Consider the following 18,431-nt stretch of genomic DNA (forward strand, 5'->3'; position numbering starts at 1 on the left):
ATTGGGGATGCGTGCAGCCGTTATATGCAGCCTCAAAAAGCTAAATCGGCCTAGGTATTTAGGCCAACTTAAAAAGCCGCTCAATGAGTGGCTTTTTCATGTTAAAAGCATTAGCAGAAAGCTTGATTAAATGGTTTTACATCCAACAATATGTTGCAAACAGAAGCCAGTAACTTATTACCGCTAACAACAAATCAATTAAAACTACAAGGCGTATAACGTGGCAAAAGATCAAAGCGTAGAACAGGATTTTAACTTAAATGACCAACGCCCCCTTGCTGGAGAAGTACGCACTTACCCTCTGGGAGAGGCCCTGTTCTTTTCACCTAAGCCATTGCCTTCAGCTAGAATTCTTTCTGGGGGCCTAGGAGAGTCGAATCAAATATTGGAAATCAACGATACTTATATGGATATCGGCCAATCCAATCACGGAAAAGCCTTTCAAGTCCAATTAGTTATGTCTTGCATTATGCTTATGATGACAGTGTTTCTCTTAATATTTTTTCTGTCGCTACCTTAGAAACAACTAAATATGATGGTTTTTTTCAAGCATTATGGATTGATTTACAAGAGGAAGGAGGAATAGTTTTTTCCCCAGAATTACTTCTTTTACTCATTGGCTGGTACACCATAATCAACTCTTCTTTAAAAAGAGCACGTCAGAAACCTATTCGTTTTAATCGACAACGCAGAGAGGTCTGTTACTTCGAGGAAGGAAGTAAACACCAACTATTGTTCCTTGGGAAGAAACCGTCTCATGGGTGTCCATGTACAAAGGCTTTACTGGCAGTGCCATTGTTTCAAATGTCACATTCGGAATAGCATTGCCTGACTCGGCAGGTAAAGATTACTGGATGTTTAAAAGGCCAGTAGGAATTATGGAAGAAGGGCAACGCTCGTGGGAGATTATCCGCTGCTATATGGAAGAAGAACCAGAATTTTGGGCTCAAAAAGCAGAAGATGAAAGCCGACAATCATTTGATGAAAATCGCCACCAGATAAAGCAGAAATTTAAAAATGGACCTAAACCTTTATTTGCGATGAGCATGTCAGATCCTACCGCCTCATACTTTAATATGTTTGGCTACTATGCATTTAATATTTTATGCCTTTGGAAATTACCTTACTTGGTTTCAGAGTGGGACAGCAAAATATCCATGGCAAAGTTTCCTGAAAACGTCGATGAGTGGTCTAAACCATTACCTAAAGAAGAATGGGCTAAGCCAAGTGCCGAATTAAGTAAACAAAAAGCAGCGGCTGAAGCACATTATGCTTCAGGTGGTAACTTAAAAACGCTCAGAAAGCTCGTCGCATAACTTCAAAAAGCCGCCACTTAGTGACTAAGTGGCGGCTTTTTATCATCTACTAATCCGAATAAGCCAAACATCTTCTACAGCTAACTACAGCTTCCATACCTTGCCATAAACATCTTGGTGGTTTCGGTGACTAAATGGTTTTTTTCATCCTTATTTAAAGGCGCTTTTAGCTTCATCAGTTGTGGCCAGAAGGCACTACCTTTAATTAAGTTGTGAAGCTGATCTTTTGCGAAATCTGCATCAATATCGGTAAGCTTACCGTCATCAATCGCGGCAATAATCCACGTATAAATAGCCGTTTCTTTCTTGATGAGTTTATCCAGCTCATCTTGCAGCATTTCAGGGTTACGGAATAAAAAGTCAAACGCAACACGCGCTAAATCTAGGTAATCAGGGGAAGATAAAAACTCCAGTTCTGTTTCCACCAGCTTAGCCAACTGGCAGTGCAGTGACTGCTCTGGATTGTACTCAACATCGCTCTCAGTTGTCGCTCGGCGCCAAAGCTCGGCTAGCAAGTGCAGCACCAAAGCTTCTTTGCTGTCGAAATGGTTGTAGATGGTGCGCTTGGAAACATTCGCAAGTGTGGCCAACTTATCCATACTAGTGGCTTGTACCCCGCCCTCTCGGAACGCTTTAATCGCCGCTTCAACAATGGCTTCGCGCTTTATCTGACTTCTGGTGAGTTTAATCTCAGTCATGTTTTCTCAAAAATTCGTTTCCTGCTTTTGAACGAATTTTACACTGGATAGTTTACTTTTCAAATTTTAGAGATAAACTACACCGTGTAGTTTACTTTTATTGAGGTAAATATGAAATTCTGGATTCTGATTATTATTGGAGTACTCATTATGGCAATGCAGGCGAAATCTTCACCCGAATCGAACAAGTTTTATAACAGTGAAACACGCTATTCATCTGGTTTTGCCGACACAGTGAAGATCATCCAAACCTATCTCACCACCAAGCGGACTGATCCGGTCCCAGTACAACCGATTTTGGTCCATACCGTTGCCCCGGAAACATGGCACGAAGAAAGCGGTAATTACCTATATCGACTTGGCCATTCTAGTGTTCTAATGCAAATCGACCAGACTAAGATCCTCACTGACCCGGTCTTCAGTGAACGCGCTTCTCCAGTTCAATGGGCAGGGCCGAAGCGCTTTCATCCCGTACCTATCTCTGAGTCAGATCTGCCGTTTATTGATGTGGTGGTCATCAGTCATGATCACTATGACCACCTTGATAAACACACTATTCAGAAAATCAAAAACAAGGTCGGCACATTTATTACACCATTAAAAGTTGGTGACCACTTACTTAAATGGGGTGTTGCAAAAGAAAAGGTCGTTCAACTGGATTGGTGGCAATCAACCCTGATTAACGGTATTGAATTTGTCTCGACCCCTTCCCAGCATTTCTCTGGTCGTGGCTTATTCGATCGCGACCAAACTCTGTGGTCAAGCTGGGCAATTATTGGCAAAACTCAGCGCGTGTTCTTTAGTGGTGACAGTGGCTATTTCTCTGGCTTTAAAGACATCGGTGAGAAATACGGGCCGTTTGATATCACGCTAATGGAAGCTGGCGCATATAACTCGATGTGGAAAACAGTCCATATGATGCCAGAAGAGAGCATTCAAGCGCACCAAGACGTTCAGGGAAAGGTCATGGTGCCAATCCACAACAGTACCTTCGATTTGGCCATGCACGCGTGGTATGAGCCGTTAGAGCAAATCTCCGCACTGGCGAAGGAGCGAGATATCACCGTACTTACCCCCGCATTTGGTCAGAAAATCATGATGGACTCACCGATTTCAGCAACAAAATGGTGGCAACCAAACATAGAAAAAGCCAGCTTAGACTTAGCACGAAATGAAGTGCAGCCTGAATAACCCGCACAAAAAAGCCGCTCAAACGAGCGGCTTTATCTATTTAAACGATTTAATTAACGCACAATCAAACCAAGCAAAATACCGACTGCGCCAAAGTCTGCGTCACTGAAAGTGGTATTGGCGAAGCCTAAATCGCCCAGAACTGGCATTAGGAATACAGGTAAGAAGGTGATCAGTAGACCTTGTGCAAAAGCACCTAGCATTGCACCTCTACGACCACCGGTGGCGTTACCAAACACGCCCGCTGCTGCACCAACAAAGAAGTGTGGCACAACACCAGGGATGATCACCGTTAGCCCCATTACGTAGAGCAAGAACATACCCAGTAGGCCTGCTGCAAAGCTGGATAGGAAGCCAACCAATACAGCATTTGGTGCGTATGGGAAGACAACTGGACAGTCTAATGCTGGTTTTGCATTAGGTACTAATTTATCTGAGATACCTTTAAATGCTGGCACAATCTCTGCGATCACCATGCGAACACCTTGGAGGATCACATACACCCCACCAGCAAACGTAATGGATTGCATTAACGCGAACATAAACCAGTGTTTGCCACCGCTGACTTCACGAACAAAATCACCACCTGCGAAGATACACGTCACCATAAAAATGATGCCCATGGTAAATGAGATAGCAACCGGTGTATCACGCAAGAACAAAAGGCTCTTTGGCACATTCATCTCTTCGGTCGAATGTTCTTTGTTACCAAACTTGCTGCCGATGAAACCGGCTAATACGTAGGAAAGCGTAGAGAAGTGACCAATAGCCACATCATCTGAGCCTGTTACTTGCTTCATGTAACGATGCGCAATGGCAGGGAAGAAAACCATCACCGAACCAACGACCACTGAGCCTAAAGCGATTAAAGGCACACCCTTCATACCGCTGGAAGAAAGGATAGCGGCCACCATCATCGACATAAACAGTGTGTGGTGACCCGTTAAAAAGATGAATTTCCACGGCGTAAAGCGAGCAATCAAGATGTTCACGATCATGGCAAAGAACATGATCATTGCCATTTCTTTACCAAATGCTTCTTGTGCGATAGACACAATGGCTTCGTTGTTTGGCACCACGCCCGTAATGCCAAAAGCTTGTTGGAAAATGGTGGCAAAGTCACCCAATGAATTCACAACAAGGCCTGCACCAGCACCAAGAATGATGAAACCAAGAATGGTTTTCACCGTACCTTTAATGCATTCAGTGACTGGTTTTTTCTGCGCAATAAGGCCAATTAAGGCTATCAGACCAACCAAAACAGCAGGTTCTGATAACACATCATTCATTAAAAAACTGAAGAATTCCATAACGCCCCCTTAAAGTGCGCCTAGCTCTTGAAGTGCCACTGATAAACGCTCTTTCATCGCATTTTTATCAACCATGTTGTCAAGACTGACGATTTTCGGCTCGACATCCAATGACTTCAATTGATCCGTAATGTCATTGGTACCAATAAAGATGTCACAATCGGTGCCTTTTGCACTGCCGAGATCGATATGATCAACCGCCGCATCCACATTCAATTCTTTCACAATGCCTTTGATGCTCATTTCCATCATCAGGCTGGTTCCAAGACCATGACCGCAAACAACCATAATTTTCATATACTTACACCTTTTGTTTTTCTATATAGGGGGGAGGTTTCTTAGTAATTTTCGATGACCGCAAGGACATCTTCAGGAGTGCGAGCATTGCAGATTTGTTCTACATGCTCATCATTCATAAATAATTCCGCTAATTTGGAAATGGCACCGACATGACTGTCACTGTCCGTTGCCGCTAGCGTGACCAACATTTTGACTGGATCATTCCCGTCTGAATCAAAAGCCACACCTTGTTGGATCACCGTGATCGACATCGCCAAGCGGTTCACACCATCTTCAGGACGAGCGTGTGGCATTGCCATGCCCGGCCCAACTACGTAGTAAGGGCCCAGTTCTTCATGCGAGCGATAAATAGCTTCGACGTAACTTGGTTCAATGGCTTTTTGATCCAGTAATGCCTGACAAGATTTTTGGATCGCCTCTTTCCAGTCTGCGGCTTCTGGGTAGACTCGAATGACGTCTTTAGTAATGAGTTCACGTAACATGGAATTGATCCTGCTGATTGTTGTTGCTGGATACTTTATCGATCAAAACGTCAGAAAAACCTGAATAAGATCACAAATGATAGCGCTATCTGGTAGCGCTATCATTAATTGTGATAGCGCTACCATTTTTGGTTATCAACGGGTTTTCATATCGATATGCTTAACACTTCTACGTTATTATCCTACTCAGTATTCGGGCTGTGCTAAGATGTCGCAGCAAACAAATCCGCAACATTATTAAAAGAACCGATGAGTGAAACGCGCAAACGAAGAAGTACTGGAAAGGTAACCATCGCTGACGTAGCTAAAAAAGCCGGCGTGGGAACCATGACAGTTTCGCGAGCCCTACGCACCCCAGAATTGGTGTCTGAAAAGCTCAGAGAAAAAATACAACAGGTCGTGGATGAATTGGGTTATATCCCCAATAAAGCGGCAGGGGCACTGGCGTCTGCTGAAAGCTATTCAATCGCTCTCATCCTCCCCTCGCTTTTAGAAAAATCCTGCGCCCACTTCCTACCCAGTTTTCAGCAAGCCTTGAACAAGTCTGGCTATCAGCTATTGCTCGGCTACAGCGATTATTCGATGGAGCAAGAAGAGAGCCTGTTGGCGACCTTCTTAGAAAGTCGACCTGCTGCTGTAGTGCTATTTGGTAGCGAACACAGTGAGCGGAGCCATCAACTGCTGAACAATGCTCAAATCCCAGTTTTAGAAATAGCGGAACTGAGTCAGAATTCACGTTATATGAGTGTTGGTGCCGATCACTTTGAAATTGGAAAAACTTGTACCAAGCATTTGATTGAACAAGGTTTTCAAAATATCGGCTTTATTGGCGCGCGCGGGAACCACTCGCTGCTGCAACGTAAGCTGCAAGGATGGCAAACCGCCCTAATCGATAACTACCAAGCGCCAGATCATTTCCTAACCACTCATGAAGCACCTTCAGCGCAACTTGGAGCGGAAGGATTGGCCAAGCTGCTGCTTCGTGATTCAACATTGGATGCACTGGTCTGTAGCCATGAGGATATTGCTATCGGCGCTTTGTTTGAATGCCATCGCCGTGTATTGAAAGTGCCTACCGATATCGCAATTATTTGTTTAGATGGCACAGCCACCAGCGGCCACGCTTTCCCTACCCTGTCATGTGCAGAAATTAACTATGAAGCAATGGCAGAAGCAGCAGCTTCTAAGCTGGTGGCTCAGATAAAAAACCAAACCTTAAACAATGAAGTGATTGATCTGGGCTTTAAGCTGCAAAAACGCGCCAGCTCTCAGAGAAGTGAAAAATAGGGAGGGTATTACCTCCCTTGCTTTATCGCTTGTACACGGAAGTCATCTCATACCGCAATTACGCCTTTGGCTGCCTAAGCAAATAAACTAACAGTTTCAACGGTGTTTTTGCGATCACGCTGTGGGGTAAATGGGCATCCATATGTATCCAGGCACCTTGTTTTACCTCTTTCACATCCTCTTCAAATGTGAGCGTTGCTTCCCCTTGCAATACTTGAATAACAGCCGGAACTGAGGCCGTGTGTTCCGACATTTCTTCACCTTCTGCAAAACCAAAAATCACCGCTCTTAATCGTTCGCCTTTTTGCACTACACGACTGGTGATGCCCGATGGCGGGATCTCGACTTCATCGGCTACATCATCATAAAAGGTATATTCAAACATCACATCTCATCCTTCTTTTCTGCCACCAAGGTAATGGCGGCCAAGTTCGCTTGGTAGCGGTTAAATACTTTTCTCATTGCCAATACACGCGCCCGCTCTTGAGGGTAGCGTGCAACATTTAAGGCAAATTTCAGGGCACCGGCGAATCCTTCATCTTCAATAATTCGCTTTGGCTCAAGCAAATGCATTGGTGCGACATGTTCCAATGTGGTTTCAAAGCCACTTTGCGCAAGACACGCCTTCCATTCTGCTGCGGTAATGGGTTTCGCAGGGGCTTGTATCGCCTGAGCAATGGCTTTTTGAATCTCGCGCTTCAATGCTTCGTCAATATTGTCTGGCACAATGCACAGCTCATGAATGCCGTAGCGCCCTTTCGCTTTTAGTACTCGCGCGGCTTCATCAACAATTGCCTTTTTCTTCGCTTCAGATTGCATGGTCAGCATAGCTTCACCATACACAACCGTCGCAGAGTGGTGCGCCAAGCCTGTCTCCTGCGCGTTCCCCACTAAGCAGGTTTGCGTTGGTGGCGACAAGTAATCACGGACAATCGCTGCAGCTTGTTCATTTTGTTCAATCGCGATGTATTGTTTGGGATTGTGCTGAAGACATAAACGCGCGGTAAATCCCATCCCCGGCGCAAATTCAACCACATGATCATCGAAGCCTATGTTGAGACCACCTAGCATGACTTGCGTCATTTCTCTACCACCTGGACGCAGTACTTTTTTCCCTAATTTAGCCAAAATCCAATGACCCGGCATTTTGCGTGGATCTTTATTGGCATCTGGCATCAAAACCGATTCTGACATACGACGAACTCCTAAAATAAAAGGAACAGCAGCAGCGCGACACTCAACGCGGCCCATACAATCTTTCTGAAACAAGGGCTGATTCCATCCATCAGATTACCTATGTGCTGACTATTAATTGTTAACGATTATCATTTACAATTTAACAGTCATTCCTCAGAGGCAAATGACAAATATCAAGAAGGGGGGCTTTTAAACGTGGTGTTTGAAAGGGTAAGAGGTAAGCCAGCTCATCAGGAGATGACGAGCTGGTGAGAAAAAGTGGTGATTGTTTACACTGTAAATATGAAAATTAACGTGGCTCGCGCAACCCACAGCCAACGAGCACGCATAAAAAAACCGAGCGAGTGCTCGGTTTTTGTTTGTCACCTTTAGCGATTTAGCAGCTATGTTGCATAAACGCCTGAATGTCATCACCACTTTGGAAATACTGTGGTTCATGTTGGTGCTTGAACAGTTTTAGAGGCGCACCAGTCGCAGTGTGATAGCTTAATGTCTCCCCTTGCACCTTCAGCATTGTTCCTTCAGGAATACCTACCACAATCTCGTGTGGATTCTGGATTAAAAACTCTTCGATACGTTCATCTCGAGTCTCCCCCATATGACCTGAAATACTCGCTTCAATGTAATGCGGGTTAATTTGAAACGGCACCAAGTTAAGTGATGGCAGAATCGCCGCAGACACAATTGGCATGTCGTTAGTGGTACGAATAGTCGGACACGCAATGTTTGTCCCTGCGCTCCAGCCGATGTAAAGCTTATTGTGCTGCAAAATCGCATTTCTAAGCGGCCCAATCAGCCCTTGATCGTGCAGCATTTTATTCAGCACCCAAGTATTCCCACCGCTGACGATAAAACCATCCGCTTCTTTAACCGCTTCAACTGGGTCTTCGGCTTGATGAATACCACTCACCGTCGCACCAAATGGTGCAACCACATCATTCAGCTGAGCCAAACGTTCATCATACTGACCACGGATCATCGCAAATGGAATAAAAAGCAGCTTACGTGCGCCTGTACGTTCAATCGCTTCTGCTACCCATTCCACACCAAATTCGAGTAACGATGTGTTGCCCGCAACTTTGCCATTACTAAACAGCAATACATTCATGGTTTTCTCCCCGTAAACAGCAATTCTTATTTTTCACTGGTGATTCGGATGATGTCTTTAACAACATCGCTCGCCGCACGCAGTGATTTCACTGGTAAATATTCATAAATTGAGTGGAAGTTATGTGCGCCAGTAAACAAGTTAGGGCACGGCAATCCTTTCTGCGATAAGACAGCACCATCATAACCACCACGCATTGGGACGCGCTTCATCGCAATATTATTTTTCGCATACGCTTGCTCAGCGATCTCGACCACGTAAGCCGTTTCACCCTGTAAGCTATTCGCGACATTTTCATAACGGTCACTCAACGCAATGTCGACGCCACCGCCCCAAAGATCATTACAACTTTCAGCCAATTGCTGTAAAAAGGCCATGCGTTTCTGGTAGCCCTGAATAGAAAAATCACGCACATCCATATTCAGCACGGTTTTCGCACTATTGCCTTTAAGCTCTTTGACCCAGTAATACCCTTCCCGGCCTTCAGTATATTCAGGCGCTTCACCCGGAGGCAGCATTGCGACAAATTTATGAGCCATGAGCAGTGAATTTTTAAGCTTACCTTTGGCTGACATCGGGTGCGCAGATTGACCAGTAAACGTCACCACGACATTGCCCGCATTCCAGTTCTCACAAACAAATTCGCCAATGCCACAGCAATCGAGGGTAAAACCAAAATCTGCGCCAAACGCTTCCACATCAAACGCTTTTGCTCCACGTAGCCCTTGCTCTTCATCAGGGACAAATGCCACCTTCACGGTGCCATGTGGCTCCTGTGGGTTATTGCAAAAGTGCTGCATGGCGTCCATGATCGCGGCAATGGCGGCTTTATCATCTGCACCAAGCAAGCTAGTACCATCAGTGACAATAATATCCTCACCTCGGTATTGGGCGAGTTCAGGGAAGGCTTCTTCTGTCAGGTAAATACCCTGCGCCTTGTTTAAACAAATCGCATCACTGTTGTGAGGCTTGATTTGCGCCTTGGTGTCAGCACTTTGTTCTGCACTGGTATCTAGGTGCGCAAAAAACGAAACAATCGGCGCGTCTTTATCCATATTCGATGGCAAGGTCGCGGTAACAATCGCAGTTTCAGCGACATTCACCTGCTCCAGTCCTAGCGTGGCCAGTTCATCAGCCAATTTTTGTGCCAGTACCATCTGCCCCGGAGAGGAGGGCATAATGCCCGCCGCTCCTTTAGCACGATCCGTCGTGGTATTGATTTCGGTATAGTTGATGAATCGTTCTACGATATCCATAAAAGCCTCTTAGATAAGAAGTTGTGACGCCGCCAATACGGTAATTAAGCCACCAGCCATTGGGATCACGGTGCGTTTCGCCAACTCAATTGGAGAGACGTTAGCCACCGCTGAACATGCAATGATCACCCCTGCCACTGGAGAAGCAGAGCGCATTAAACCGGAAGCAAGCTGCATTGGTAGTGCAACCGCTGCAATTGGAGCACCGACTTGAGCTGCAACATCTGGCGCCAGATTTGAAAAACTGAAGAAAGAAGCATTACCAGAACCAGACAATAAAGTAACTAGGGTGATGATACCCACAAGCACCAATACCATTGCTAAGTAACCAAACCCAAAGCTAGACGCTGAGTTCAGTAGCAAACCGATGAAACCAATAGAGCCAAGACCAGTTACAAAGACTTTTGCCGCGATGATCAGGCTCACAACGCTCGCAAAAACCGCGCCCATACCATCTAAATACACCTTCAATGATGCGGCCACAGATTTACCATCACGCGTGACGATGAAATCACACACCATAGCAACAAACAGCGAGATAAACATGGCAGTGACCACATCCATACGAATGCTTGTAATGGCAAACTTACTGAAGGTCAGAAGCAGCATTAACGGAAGTACAGGCAGAATCGCAAACCATTTTGGCACGTCACGTTGTTCTTTCTCTTCAAGATTGAACTCGTGTTTCACACCTTTTTCTGCATCTTTTCTATCAAAGTAGCGCTGACAAACAAAGTGCAGCATAGCAATCACTATCATTGCTGCTACCGAAACCACAAGCTGATAGCTAACGAAGTACGTCGCCACATCAATACCAGACACTTCCGCCGCTTTGTTGGCAGCGGATGACGCAGGCCCTAGGTCCAAACAGCCCGTTGTTGCGACCACAGCGGCAGCCGCTGCTGGATTACACCCTACCCCAACAAGTACTGGGTACATAGCAACAAGAAGTAGTAACGCTAACCCTGTTGCACTTGGGATAAAGATGTTGATCAACTGGCCAGTAATGTAAGCCATCGCCAATACTAGGTATGGGTTTTTAATGTACGAAAGTGGCTTAGTGGCAATTTGGACCATCGCATTTGCTGCGCCAATATGGCTCATGTACTTGGAAAAGCCACCGACCGCCATGATGATCAAGCCCAATTTCGCGAGTGTTGAGGAAGCAATGACTTTAATCACTTCGAAAAAGTCGACTATCGCAGCACCCGTTGGTTTTCCGCCCTTCGGCATAAAGTCATCATGGCCGCTCATCACACCCAATGCGATCATTAATAAACCGGCTAATAATAAAACGGCTTGAGTATTGTATTTTTTAACAATGAAATATCCGACACCTAAAATAATAGGTATGGCTAAGTATGTAATCATGTTACACCTCTAAATAATTAATTCCCTTCAATAAAAGAGAGTGGTTATATTTTTATATATGTAGGTAATAAACGTTATTGGTTATCTTTAAATATATCGAACTCGTTAAATGTTCTTTCTATTCGAGTAAATCTTTTATCCTTATCTTGATTAATAGACATGCCTTTAATAAAAGCTTCAATAATCGAAAAGCCAGCGGTTCGGTTATTGAAAATACCTTCACTCTGGCTTTCTACTGCAAATTGGATATCTGAATACGAAACAAATGGGTTAACTTGCTGGTCGGTAAGAACAATGATTTTCCCACCGTGTTGATAAAACCAGCGAACACAGCGCACGGTAATGTTAGAAAAGCGATGATAAGAGATAGCCAGTAGAGTGTCGTTTTCGTCCACATCCACCAACTGATGAGGCAAAGTAGACGCATCGGCTTTGAGGAGCACAACGTCCTTTCTTAGATACCGAGCCAGAAGATAAAAGTAGTTTGATAAAGCCTCGGCAGATGCGCTGCCCATTACATACAGCTTCCCTTTGGGGTTGAGCAGGTATTCTATGGCTTGATCAAAATCACTGTGAGAAAGTGTTTGATAGGTTTCTTCCATATTACGCATCACTTCTTGAAAGTGAGTACTTAGTAACCCTTCCTGTGTGTGGGAGGAAGCGCTGCGTTGACAACGATCAATGGGGGTTGTCAGCTCTTGAACTAAGTCTTGAGAAACCTGTTTTTTAAATTCGATAAAACCACTAAAGCCTAGGCGGTTAAGGAAGCGCCCAAGCGTCGCCTTACCCACTCCGATGTGTTTGCAGAGCTCATCCATTTTGGCAAAAGGCAACATGGGAAAATTTTTTAGAAAATAGCTAACAATCAGCTTCTCCGTTGGAGTAAGCGGACCAATGCCATTCATCGTGTCGATAAACTCTTGCTTGTTCATCTTTTTTCCCATCCATAGTGGCTGATGGGAGAATTTTCCTGCAAATTAGGTGGCACCTTCAAGGGAATATATTTTTCCCATGATTAAACTGTGATTAACGTAGTAAAAAAAATTTTCGTACCGAATGTTTATTAATATGATTATTAAAAATGTTATTGAAAGGTTTAAATTTATCGAAGTAATTATAGTCAATAAGATGAGGGAATTATTATGAGAAAAAGACGGAAGTTAATTTTCCCATCAGTTTATTCTTACATCTTAAATATGACGTATAAAAAAACCGAGCATAATGCTCGGTTTTTTAGACATACGGTAATATTACAGTTCAGCGTTATGGTAAACCTGCTGCACGTCATCACAGTCATCTAGCATATCGAGAAACTTCTGGAACTTCTCAGCGTCTTCACCAGCAACAGGTGTGTGAGTCTGAGGGACAAACGTGATTTCTTCGACATCAATAGTCAGCTCAGGGAAAGCACCGTTTAGTGCTGTTTTCGTCTTGAAGAACTCAGTATGAGGTGCAAACACAGTGATCACACCATCTTCAAGCTCAACATCCGTTACATCAACATCTTCCATCATCAGCGTTTCTAGGATGATTTCATCATCATCGCCTTTGAACTGGAACACCGCTTGGTGATCAAACATGTGAGAAACTGAACCTTCAACACCAATTTTCGCACCGCATTTAACAAAACATTGGCGAACATCTTGGAAAGTACGATTACCGTTATCAGTCAGACAGTCAACGATCACGCTTGTACCACCAGGGCCAAAGCCTTCGTAACGTGCAGGTTGGTAATCTTCACCACCACCACCACTGGCTTTGTCGATCGCTTTTTCGATAACGTGTGCTGGCACTTGGTCTTTTTTCGCTTTAGCAATCAGGTGCTTAAGCGATAGGTTCATGTCTGGGTCTGAACCACCATTTTTCGCACAAACGTAAATTTCTTTACCGTATTTGGAATAAACTTTAATTTTTGCGCCTGCAGTTTTCGCCATAGAGGCTTTGCGCACTTCAAAACTTCTTCCCATCGGGATGTTCTCTCTTATTCAATTTAACGCGGAGGATTTTAGCAAAAAGCGGAGGCTTTTCAATTTCCACTCCGCCAAGCCTTTGGGCTATGCGACACCCATCATTCGCTTATATTTGTCTACTGATTGAAGAAAGCACTCTCGCTCAGCATCATCGGTTATCTTTGCCGCTGTAGAATCAATTTCGTCAGGGCCCGCTTTCGCTTCTCTCATTTTCCAAACCAAAAAAGACGCCTGTTTATCCAGCTCAATTTTGTTTTTCTCGTCTGCAGGAAGCAAAGACAGATTAATCGACATGCGAACACTCAAATCAGTAAAAATGTGGAGACGAAATATAGCATATTCCAGAGGCAAATTGGCAAGCGCGGTAAGGAATCTATCAGCTTAAGATCAATAAATGGTAGAAAATAATAAGGGTGACCCTAAAGTCACCCCAGTTCGCGTTGAGTTCGCAATCACATTTAGTGGATCAAGCCAAGCTCTCGTGCTTCTTCCATGGTTAAACCGCTTTCACGAATCTCTCGCAGTGCTTCAATGCGGCGACGAGCTTCAGCAGATTTAACGCCTTTGGCTAGCTTCGGTGTCTCCACCTCTTCCGTGTAATCCCACTTATTGGTCATGCTTGTCATTTCGTCATGGTCAATTGAATTAATGGACATAAATACCTCCGAACAAACCATGCTGTAAACAAGGTAATCTGTAGCAAAGCGCCTCACCCATGTTAAGAATTTTAGCCCGAGAATGTGATTTCGCTAATATAACCTGCATGCGAGTAATAAAATGCTCAATTATTCTTTGCACCCCTGAAAAGCACACAGTACATTTAAAGGATTCACCCCAAGTTACCGACTCTGATCCAGCTCTCAGTTTTTTTGCGCTTCTATTCTTAATTTCCTTTACTCTCTAACCACACTCAGCCTTGTTTTTCGACTCACTTCACTGTTTTTCTGTTCACTTCTTTTCTCTCGAAAAATAACAGTTAATGATAATCATTATCTTTTCCATTGGTGAGTGTCATTATGAGTTCTAAGTTACTTGAGCATGCTTTTCATGCCGACCCGATCATACGGCTGCGTAATTTGTGCGTCGATTACATTACCGACAACGGAGATTTCCAAGCGGTAAAATCCGTCAGTTTTGATATTGGCAAAGGTGAGATCTTCGGTTTAGCAGGTGAATCAGGATGCGGAAAAAGCACAATTGCCTTTGCAATAAACCGATTACATAAGCCGCCTGCATTTATTTCTGGCGGTCAAATCCATTTCGAGGGGCGTGACCTGTTACGCCTTTCAGACGCGGAGCTTAATGTACTGCGCTGGAGCGAAATTGCCATGGTATTCCAAAGTGCGATGAACTCACTCAACCCCGTCCTGACAATACAAGAGCAATTCGCTGATGTCCTGCGTCACCACAAAGGCATGTCTAACGCTCAAGCAAAATACCGTGCGGAAAAGCTGCTCGATCTGGTCAATATTCCACGCGAACGACTCACGGAATACCCACATCAATTCAGCGGAGGTATGCGTCAGCGCTTAGTGATCGCCATCGCCTTATCACTCAATCCGAAATTGATCGTTATGGATGAGCCCACGACGGCATTGGATGTTGTGGTGCAACGGGAGATCTTGCAGCAGATATACCAGCTGCGTGAGGAGTTCGGTTTCTCGGTTCTGTTCATCACACACGATTTGGCTTTAATGAGCCAACTTTGCGATCGCATTGCCATTATGCGCCATGGTGAAATCGTTGAAGTGAATCACTCAAAAGCAATCCGTAATAACCCGCAGCACAGTTATACGCAAAAGCTGTGGGCTTCATTCCCCAATATCCATGAAGGTAAACACCAAGCAGAAGGAGCACTGGCATGAGTGAACCCATCATTTCATTACACAATGTGGTCAAAGAGTTCACCATCGGTGGTGGCTTTGCTTCACAAGAGCAATTTCGTGCCTTACAAGGGGTGAGCTTTAATTTGCATAAAGGTCGAACCTTAGCACTAGTCGGCGAATCCGGTTGTGGCAAAAGTACCTGTGCGCGGCTCATTACCAAAGTGTACCCTGCAACAGATGGGGAGATCTTGTTTCATGGTCGCAATATTAACGAGCTGCAAAAGCGTCGCGAGATCCTTGATTACCGAAGCAAGGTCCAAATGGTGTTCCAAGATCCGTTTGGTTCGCTAAACCCGACTCAAACCATCGCTCACCACCTTACCCGCCCGCTTAAGATCCATAAACAGGTCAAAAACAATCAAGCGATCCCGGCGAAATTAAACGAGCTGATCGATTTGGTGGAACTCGCCCCTGATACGCTAGAAAAATACCCCCATGAACTCAGTGGCGGTCAGCGACAGCGAGTGAATCTTGCCCGTGCACTGGCCGTTGGAGCAGAAGTGATCTTGGCGGATGAGCCAACTTCCATGCTTGATGTTTCGATTCGCTTAGGCGTGCTGAATCTAATGCAGAGAATGAAAAAAGAACTCGGCATTGGCTTTTTGTACATCACTCACGACCTAGCCACCGCCCACTATATCGCGGAAGAAACCGCGGTGATGTACAAAGGGCAAATTGTGGAATGGGGAGATACCCAAGCGATCTTAACCAATCCGCAACACCCATACACTAAGTTATTGATTTCTGCGGTCCCAGATCCGGATCTTCCATTTGGCAATCTGGTTAAAAGTGAACCAAACTATTCGATAGACGCTGATGAAATTCGTGCAACCAGCGCCGTAGTGCAGTCAGAGCATGATCAAGTAGGACCAAATCACTTTGTGAAGAAATGGGTTGAGGCAGCATAATGCAGTTAGACGCGTGGGTAGAACAAATCAGCCATTGGTATCAAAACCGGAAGCATGATCAAGATGAAACCTTGCGATCATTGCTTCTCACGCCCCCTGACACTATTTGGGGACCAAGCATTACGGATCTACAAAGTAAGGCCATTGCTTGCTGGCTTGATGGCTGCCTACGTGTTTTTCATCATAACCAATATCAAAACCCAGAAACCGCTTATCAATACTTGCAGCTGGCATACGCTAAGCTACAAGCGATTGTATGTAACCCGCTAAGTGAACTGGCATTGAAAGATTGGTGCATGAAGCGAATGCAGCACCTCACGGTACTGGCGTTAGAGTTTTGCAACCAGCAAGAAACATCACATTGGCATCAAGAGTCTCATCAGTTGATCGAATCACACGTCAACTTCATGGCCACGCAATCTTGGAATGAACCTCGGAACCATGATCAAGGCCATCATTCATTGCAATAAGCGAAAACATGGAAAGATGATCAAGGGATATTCCTTGATCATCTTTCCGTAATTGGACTTTCTAAAACTCTATTTATCAATCAGTTAACGATTCACCATGGCTACGGATCACTTCTTGATACCAGTAGAAGCTTTTCTTGCGTTTACGCTGTAATGTACCGCTACCATCATCATGGCGATCCACATAAATGTAGCCATAGCGTTTGCTCATTTCTGCCGTTGAGTTGGCAACTAGATCAATCGGCCCCCAACTGGTGAATCCCATCAGTTCAACCCCATCAAGAATCGCTTCTCGCACTTGAACAAGGTGGTCATTGAGATAACGAATCCGATAATCGTCATGCACTTCACCATCCTCATCAAGCTCATCACGTGCACCTAACCCATTTTCAACAATGAACAGCGGTTTTTGGTAACGGTCATAAAGCAGATTGAGCAAAATGCGCAGACCTTTCGGATCAATCAACCAGCCCCATTGGCTTTTCTCTAAGTAAGGGTTTGGGACGCTGTCAATGATGTTGCCAACTTCCTTTTGCTTCGGATCCGCACTGGCACAACCACTGGCGTAATAGCTAAATGAAATAAAGTCGACACTGGCACTGGCCAATTCATCTAGGTCTCCATCGACGATATCCAATTCGATACCATTTTCACGGAAATACCGCTGCATATAACCAGGATACTTACCACGCGTCTGCACATCTCCAAAAAACAACCATTTGTTGTTCTCTTGCATAGCAGCAATGACATCTGCGGGATCACAGGTATAGGGGTAGTTGATCGCACCAAGTAGCATGTTTCCAATACGTGCGTCAGGAATGATCTGATGACAGAGGTTAACCGCTCGAGCACTGGCGATCAGTTGATGGTGAATGGCTTGATAGATCTCAGCTTCACTGGCTTGTTCTGGCAGACCAACGCCTGTAAATGGTGCATGCAAAGACATGTTGATCTCATTAAAAGTAAGCCATAGCTTGACTTTATTCCGATAGCGCTCGAACACGCATCGAGCATAGCGTTCGAAGAAGCCAATCAACGCGCGACTCCCCCACCCTCCATACGTTTCTGTTAACGCGAAAGGCATCTCATAGTGAGAAAGGGTCACAAATGGGGTGATGTTGTGTTTCGCAAGCTCATCAAAGATCTGATCGTAGTAACGAAGGCCCGCTTCATTGGGCACAGCTTCATCACCTTGAGGAAAGATCCGAGTCCATGCGATCGACAACCGCAAACAGGTAAAACCCATCTCGCTAAATAGTGCGATGTCATGAGGGTAACGATGGTAAAAGTCGATCGCATGATCTTTGATCCCAGAAACGCGCTCAGCTCTGGATTGATGAGGGCTTAATATCCCTTGTGGCAGCATATCTGACGTTGAAAGTCCCTTACCATCAGAATCAAAAGCCCCTTCAACCTGATTTGCAGCAATAGCGCCACCCCATAGAAAGTGTTTTGGAAATGCCATTAAACTCACCGAGATAATTGATTTATTTGTGCATAGTAGCCTAAAAATAGCGCACAAAATGAGGTCAGAAACCCATTGATGCTGTTCCTGTTTTTAAGCATTGAAGATACGTTAAAGATATCGCTGAGAGGGAAATTTGGGGCAAAAAAAAAGCGAGTTCAAAAGAACTCGCAAAATAATTCAGAATGAATGTAACAATATGAGCCAATCTATCAG

General features: G+C 44.7%; 21 protein-coding genes. 7 read left to right on the forward strand and 14 right to left on the reverse strand.

Translation table 11 applies throughout. The annotated features are described in order from the left end of the window. The first annotated feature begins 220 nt into the window (after positions 1-220). Together ACQEXS_RS07755 and ACQEXS_RS07760 are read left to right on the forward strand one after the other, a co-directional pair. A complete protein-coding gene (locus tag ACQEXS_RS07755) occupies positions 221-520 on the forward strand; it encodes a hypothetical protein (RefSeq protein ID WP_427013405.1) in 300 nt (99 codons plus the stop codon). A gap of 247 nt (positions 521-767) precedes the next feature. Further along, positions 768-1,316 (forward strand): hypothetical protein, encoded by a 549-nt coding sequence (locus tag ACQEXS_RS07760; RefSeq protein WP_427013406.1) that lies wholly within the window; start codon positions 768-770, stop codon positions 1,314-1,316. An 80-nt stretch (positions 1,317-1,396) separates the two neighbouring features. Here the strand turns inward: ACQEXS_RS07760 and ACQEXS_RS07765 are convergent, their stop codons facing one another. Further along, positions 1,397-2,014, reverse strand: coding sequence for a TetR/AcrR family transcriptional regulator (locus ACQEXS_RS07765; protein ID WP_427013407.1), 618 nt, complete (start codon positions 2,012-2,014; stop codon positions 1,397-1,399). Positions 2,015-2,125: 111 nt separating this feature from the next. Here ACQEXS_RS07765 and ACQEXS_RS07770 point away from each other — a divergent pair, with 111 nt between their 5' ends. Next, positions 2,126-3,205, forward strand: a complete 1,080-nt coding sequence (locus ACQEXS_RS07770) for an MBL fold metallo-hydrolase (protein ID WP_427013408.1) — start codon at positions 2,126-2,128, stop codon at positions 3,203-3,205. Positions 3,206-3,258: 53 nt separating this feature from the next. Here ACQEXS_RS07770 and ACQEXS_RS07775 read toward each other — a convergent pair whose 3' ends face one another. From ACQEXS_RS07775 to ACQEXS_RS07785, 3 genes are read right to left on the reverse strand one after another with little or no spacing between them, the layout of a single operon-like run. Continuing rightward, positions 3,259-4,515 carry a PTS ascorbate transporter subunit IIC gene (locus tag ACQEXS_RS07775; RefSeq protein ID WP_427010591.1) on the reverse strand — a complete coding sequence of 419 codons (1,257 nt, stop codon included), beginning with the start codon at positions 4,513-4,515 and terminating at the stop codon, positions 3,259-3,261. Between the two features lie 9 nt (positions 4,516-4,524). Then, positions 4,525-4,812 (reverse strand): PTS sugar transporter subunit IIB, encoded by a 288-nt coding sequence (locus ACQEXS_RS07780; RefSeq protein ID WP_367990466.1) that lies wholly within the window; start codon positions 4,810-4,812, stop codon positions 4,525-4,527. A gap of 41 nt (positions 4,813-4,853) precedes the next feature. Beyond that, entirely contained in the window at positions 4,854-5,297 is a 444-nt protein-coding gene (locus ACQEXS_RS07785; protein ID WP_367990467.1) for a PTS sugar transporter subunit IIA, read from the reverse strand. Positions 5,298-5,546: 249 nt separating this feature from the next. On the opposite strand from ACQEXS_RS07785, the gene ACQEXS_RS07790 reads away from it, so the two are divergent. Further along, positions 5,547-6,584, forward strand: a complete 1,038-nt coding sequence (locus ACQEXS_RS07790) for a LacI family DNA-binding transcriptional regulator (protein WP_427013409.1) — start codon at positions 5,547-5,549, stop codon at positions 6,582-6,584. 58 nt (positions 6,585-6,642) lie between these two features. Here the strand turns inward: ACQEXS_RS07790 and ACQEXS_RS07795 are convergent, their stop codons facing one another. The 9 genes from ACQEXS_RS07795 to ACQEXS_RS07835 form a co-directional block, all read right to left on the reverse strand. Beyond that, the gene (locus ACQEXS_RS07795; RefSeq protein WP_367990469.1) at positions 6,643-6,969 is read right to left on the reverse strand and encodes a cupin domain-containing protein; all 327 of its coding nucleotides are present in this window, start codon (positions 6,967-6,969) and stop codon (positions 6,643-6,645) included. Beyond that, positions 6,969-7,778, reverse strand: coding sequence for a methyltransferase domain-containing protein (locus ACQEXS_RS07800; protein WP_427013641.1), 810 nt, complete (start codon positions 7,776-7,778; stop codon positions 6,969-6,971). The genes ACQEXS_RS07795 and ACQEXS_RS07800 overlap by 1 nt, the downstream gene beginning before the upstream one ends. Before the next feature lie 379 nt (positions 7,779-8,157). Beyond that, the gene (pepE, locus tag ACQEXS_RS07805; RefSeq protein WP_427013410.1) at positions 8,158-8,889 is read right to left on the reverse strand and encodes a dipeptidase PepE; all 732 of its coding nucleotides are present in this window, start codon (positions 8,887-8,889) and stop codon (positions 8,158-8,160) included. Between the two features lie 26 nt (positions 8,890-8,915). Then, positions 8,916-10,145: a peptidase T gene (gene pepT, locus ACQEXS_RS07810; RefSeq protein ID WP_427010584.1), complete on the reverse strand. Its 1,230-nt coding sequence runs from the start codon at positions 10,143-10,145 to the stop codon at positions 8,916-8,918. Between the two features lie 9 nt (positions 10,146-10,154). After that, complete coding sequence (gene dcuC / locus ACQEXS_RS07815; RefSeq protein ID WP_427010583.1) at positions 10,155-11,516, reverse strand: C4-dicarboxylate transporter DcuC; 1,362 nt, start codon at positions 11,514-11,516, stop codon at positions 10,155-10,157. Positions 11,517-11,590: 74 nt separating this feature from the next. After that, positions 11,591-12,448: a MurR/RpiR family transcriptional regulator gene (locus ACQEXS_RS07820; protein ID WP_427013411.1), complete on the reverse strand. Its 858-nt coding sequence runs from the start codon at positions 12,446-12,448 to the stop codon at positions 11,591-11,593. A 318-nt stretch (positions 12,449-12,766) separates the two neighbouring features. Next, a complete protein-coding gene (locus tag ACQEXS_RS07825; RefSeq protein WP_367990476.1) occupies positions 12,767-13,483 on the reverse strand; it encodes a YebC/PmpR family DNA-binding transcriptional regulator in 717 nt (238 codons plus the stop codon). Positions 13,484-13,570: 87 nt separating this feature from the next. Continuing rightward, positions 13,571-13,780: a DUF3283 family protein gene (locus ACQEXS_RS07830; RefSeq protein WP_367990477.1), complete on the reverse strand. Its 210-nt coding sequence runs from the start codon at positions 13,778-13,780 to the stop codon at positions 13,571-13,573. 164 nt (positions 13,781-13,944) lie between these two features. After that, on the reverse strand, positions 13,945-14,142 hold the full coding sequence (locus tag ACQEXS_RS07835) for a PA3496 family putative envelope integrity protein (protein WP_427010580.1): 198 nt from the start codon (positions 14,140-14,142) through the stop codon (positions 13,945-13,947). Between the two features lie 360 nt (positions 14,143-14,502). On the opposite strand from ACQEXS_RS07835, the gene ACQEXS_RS07840 reads away from it, so the two are divergent. Genes ACQEXS_RS07840 through ACQEXS_RS07850 form a run of 3 tightly spaced genes read left to right on the forward strand, consistent with a single transcriptional unit; the run spans position 14,503 to position 16,750 of the window. After that, positions 14,503-15,351, forward strand: a complete 849-nt coding sequence (locus tag ACQEXS_RS07840; protein WP_427013412.1) for an ABC transporter ATP-binding protein — start codon at positions 14,503-14,505, stop codon at positions 15,349-15,351. Continuing rightward, positions 15,348-16,280, forward strand: coding sequence for an ATP-binding cassette domain-containing protein (locus ACQEXS_RS07845; protein ID WP_427010578.1), 933 nt, complete (start codon positions 15,348-15,350; stop codon positions 16,278-16,280). The genes ACQEXS_RS07840 and ACQEXS_RS07845 overlap by 4 nt, the downstream gene beginning before the upstream one ends. Further along, the gene (locus ACQEXS_RS07850) at positions 16,280-16,750 is read left to right on the forward strand and encodes a transcriptional regulator (RefSeq protein WP_427013413.1); all 471 of its coding nucleotides are present in this window, start codon (positions 16,280-16,282) and stop codon (positions 16,748-16,750) included. Before ACQEXS_RS07845 ends, ACQEXS_RS07850 begins: the two co-directional genes overlap by 1 nt. Positions 16,751-16,826: 76 nt before the next feature. Here the strand turns inward: ACQEXS_RS07850 and ascB are convergent, their stop codons facing one another. After that, positions 16,827-18,215 (reverse strand): 6-phospho-beta-glucosidase, encoded by a 1,389-nt coding sequence (ascB, locus tag ACQEXS_RS07855; protein ID WP_427013414.1) that lies wholly within the window; start codon positions 18,213-18,215, stop codon positions 16,827-16,829. Positions 18,216-18,431 lie beyond the last annotated feature (216 nt).

The organism is Vibrio sp. TRT 17S01 (assembly GCF_050113695.1).
Classification (GTDB): domain Bacteria; phylum Pseudomonadota; class Gammaproteobacteria; order Enterobacterales; family Vibrionaceae; genus Vibrio.

Bases quoted from the DNA above. Each gene is read 5' to 3' on its own strand.
- pepT (WP_427010584.1), bottom strand. From the start codon at position 10,145: ATGGATATCGTAGAACGATTCATCAACTATACCGAAATCAATACCACG.
- ascB (WP_427013414.1), bottom strand. From the start codon at position 18,215: ATGGCATTTCCAAAACACTTTCTATGGGGTGGCGCTATTGCTGCAAAT.
- ACQEXS_RS07795 (WP_367990469.1), bottom strand. From the start codon at position 6,969: ATGTTTGAATATACCTTTTATGATGATGTAGCCGATGAAGTCGAGATC.
- ACQEXS_RS07790 (WP_427013409.1), top strand. From the start codon at position 5,547: ATGAGTGAAACGCGCAAACGAAGAAGTACTGGAAAGGTAACCATCGCT.
- dcuC (WP_427010583.1), bottom strand. From the start codon at position 11,516: ATGATTACATACTTAGCCATACCTATTATTTTAGGTGTCGGATATTTC.
- ACQEXS_RS07785 (WP_367990467.1), bottom strand. From the start codon at position 5,297: ATGTTACGTGAACTCATTACTAAAGACGTCATTCGAGTCTACCCAGAA.
- ACQEXS_RS07760 (WP_427013406.1), top strand. From the start codon at position 768: ATGTACAAAGGCTTTACTGGCAGTGCCATTGTTTCAAATGTCACATTC.
- ACQEXS_RS07765 (WP_427013407.1), bottom strand. From the start codon at position 2,014: ATGACTGAGATTAAACTCACCAGAAGTCAGATAAAGCGCGAAGCCATT.
- ACQEXS_RS07825 (WP_367990476.1), bottom strand. From the start codon at position 13,483: ATGGGAAGAAGTTTTGAAGTGCGCAAAGCCTCTATGGCGAAAACTGCA.
- ACQEXS_RS07770 (WP_427013408.1), top strand. From the start codon at position 2,126: ATGAAATTCTGGATTCTGATTATTATTGGAGTACTCATTATGGCAATG.
- pepE (WP_427013410.1), bottom strand. From the start codon at position 8,889: ATGAATGTATTGCTGTTTAGTAATGGCAAAGTTGCGGGCAACACATCG.
- ACQEXS_RS07845 (WP_427010578.1), top strand. From the start codon at position 15,348: ATGAGTGAACCCATCATTTCATTACACAATGTGGTCAAAGAGTTCACC.
- ACQEXS_RS07800 (WP_427013641.1), bottom strand. From the start codon at position 7,778: ATGTCAGAATCGGTTTTGATGCCAGATGCCAATAAAGATCCACGCAAA.
- ACQEXS_RS07830 (WP_367990477.1), bottom strand. From the start codon at position 13,780: ATGTCGATTAATCTGTCTTTGCTTCCTGCAGACGAGAAAAACAAAATT.
- ACQEXS_RS07775 (WP_427010591.1), bottom strand. From the start codon at position 4,515: ATGGAATTCTTCAGTTTTTTAATGAATGATGTGTTATCAGAACCTGCT.
- ACQEXS_RS07835 (WP_427010580.1), bottom strand. From the start codon at position 14,142: ATGTCCATTAATTCAATTGACCATGACGAAATGACAAGCATGACCAAT.
- ACQEXS_RS07820 (WP_427013411.1), bottom strand. From the start codon at position 12,448: ATGAACAAGCAAGAGTTTATCGACACGATGAATGGCATTGGTCCGCTT.
- ACQEXS_RS07850 (WP_427013413.1), top strand. From the start codon at position 16,280: ATGCAGTTAGACGCGTGGGTAGAACAAATCAGCCATTGGTATCAAAAC.
- ACQEXS_RS07780 (WP_367990466.1), bottom strand. From the start codon at position 4,812: ATGAAAATTATGGTTGTTTGCGGTCATGGTCTTGGAACCAGCCTGATG.
- ACQEXS_RS07840 (WP_427013412.1), top strand. From the start codon at position 14,503: ATGAGTTCTAAGTTACTTGAGCATGCTTTTCATGCCGACCCGATCATA.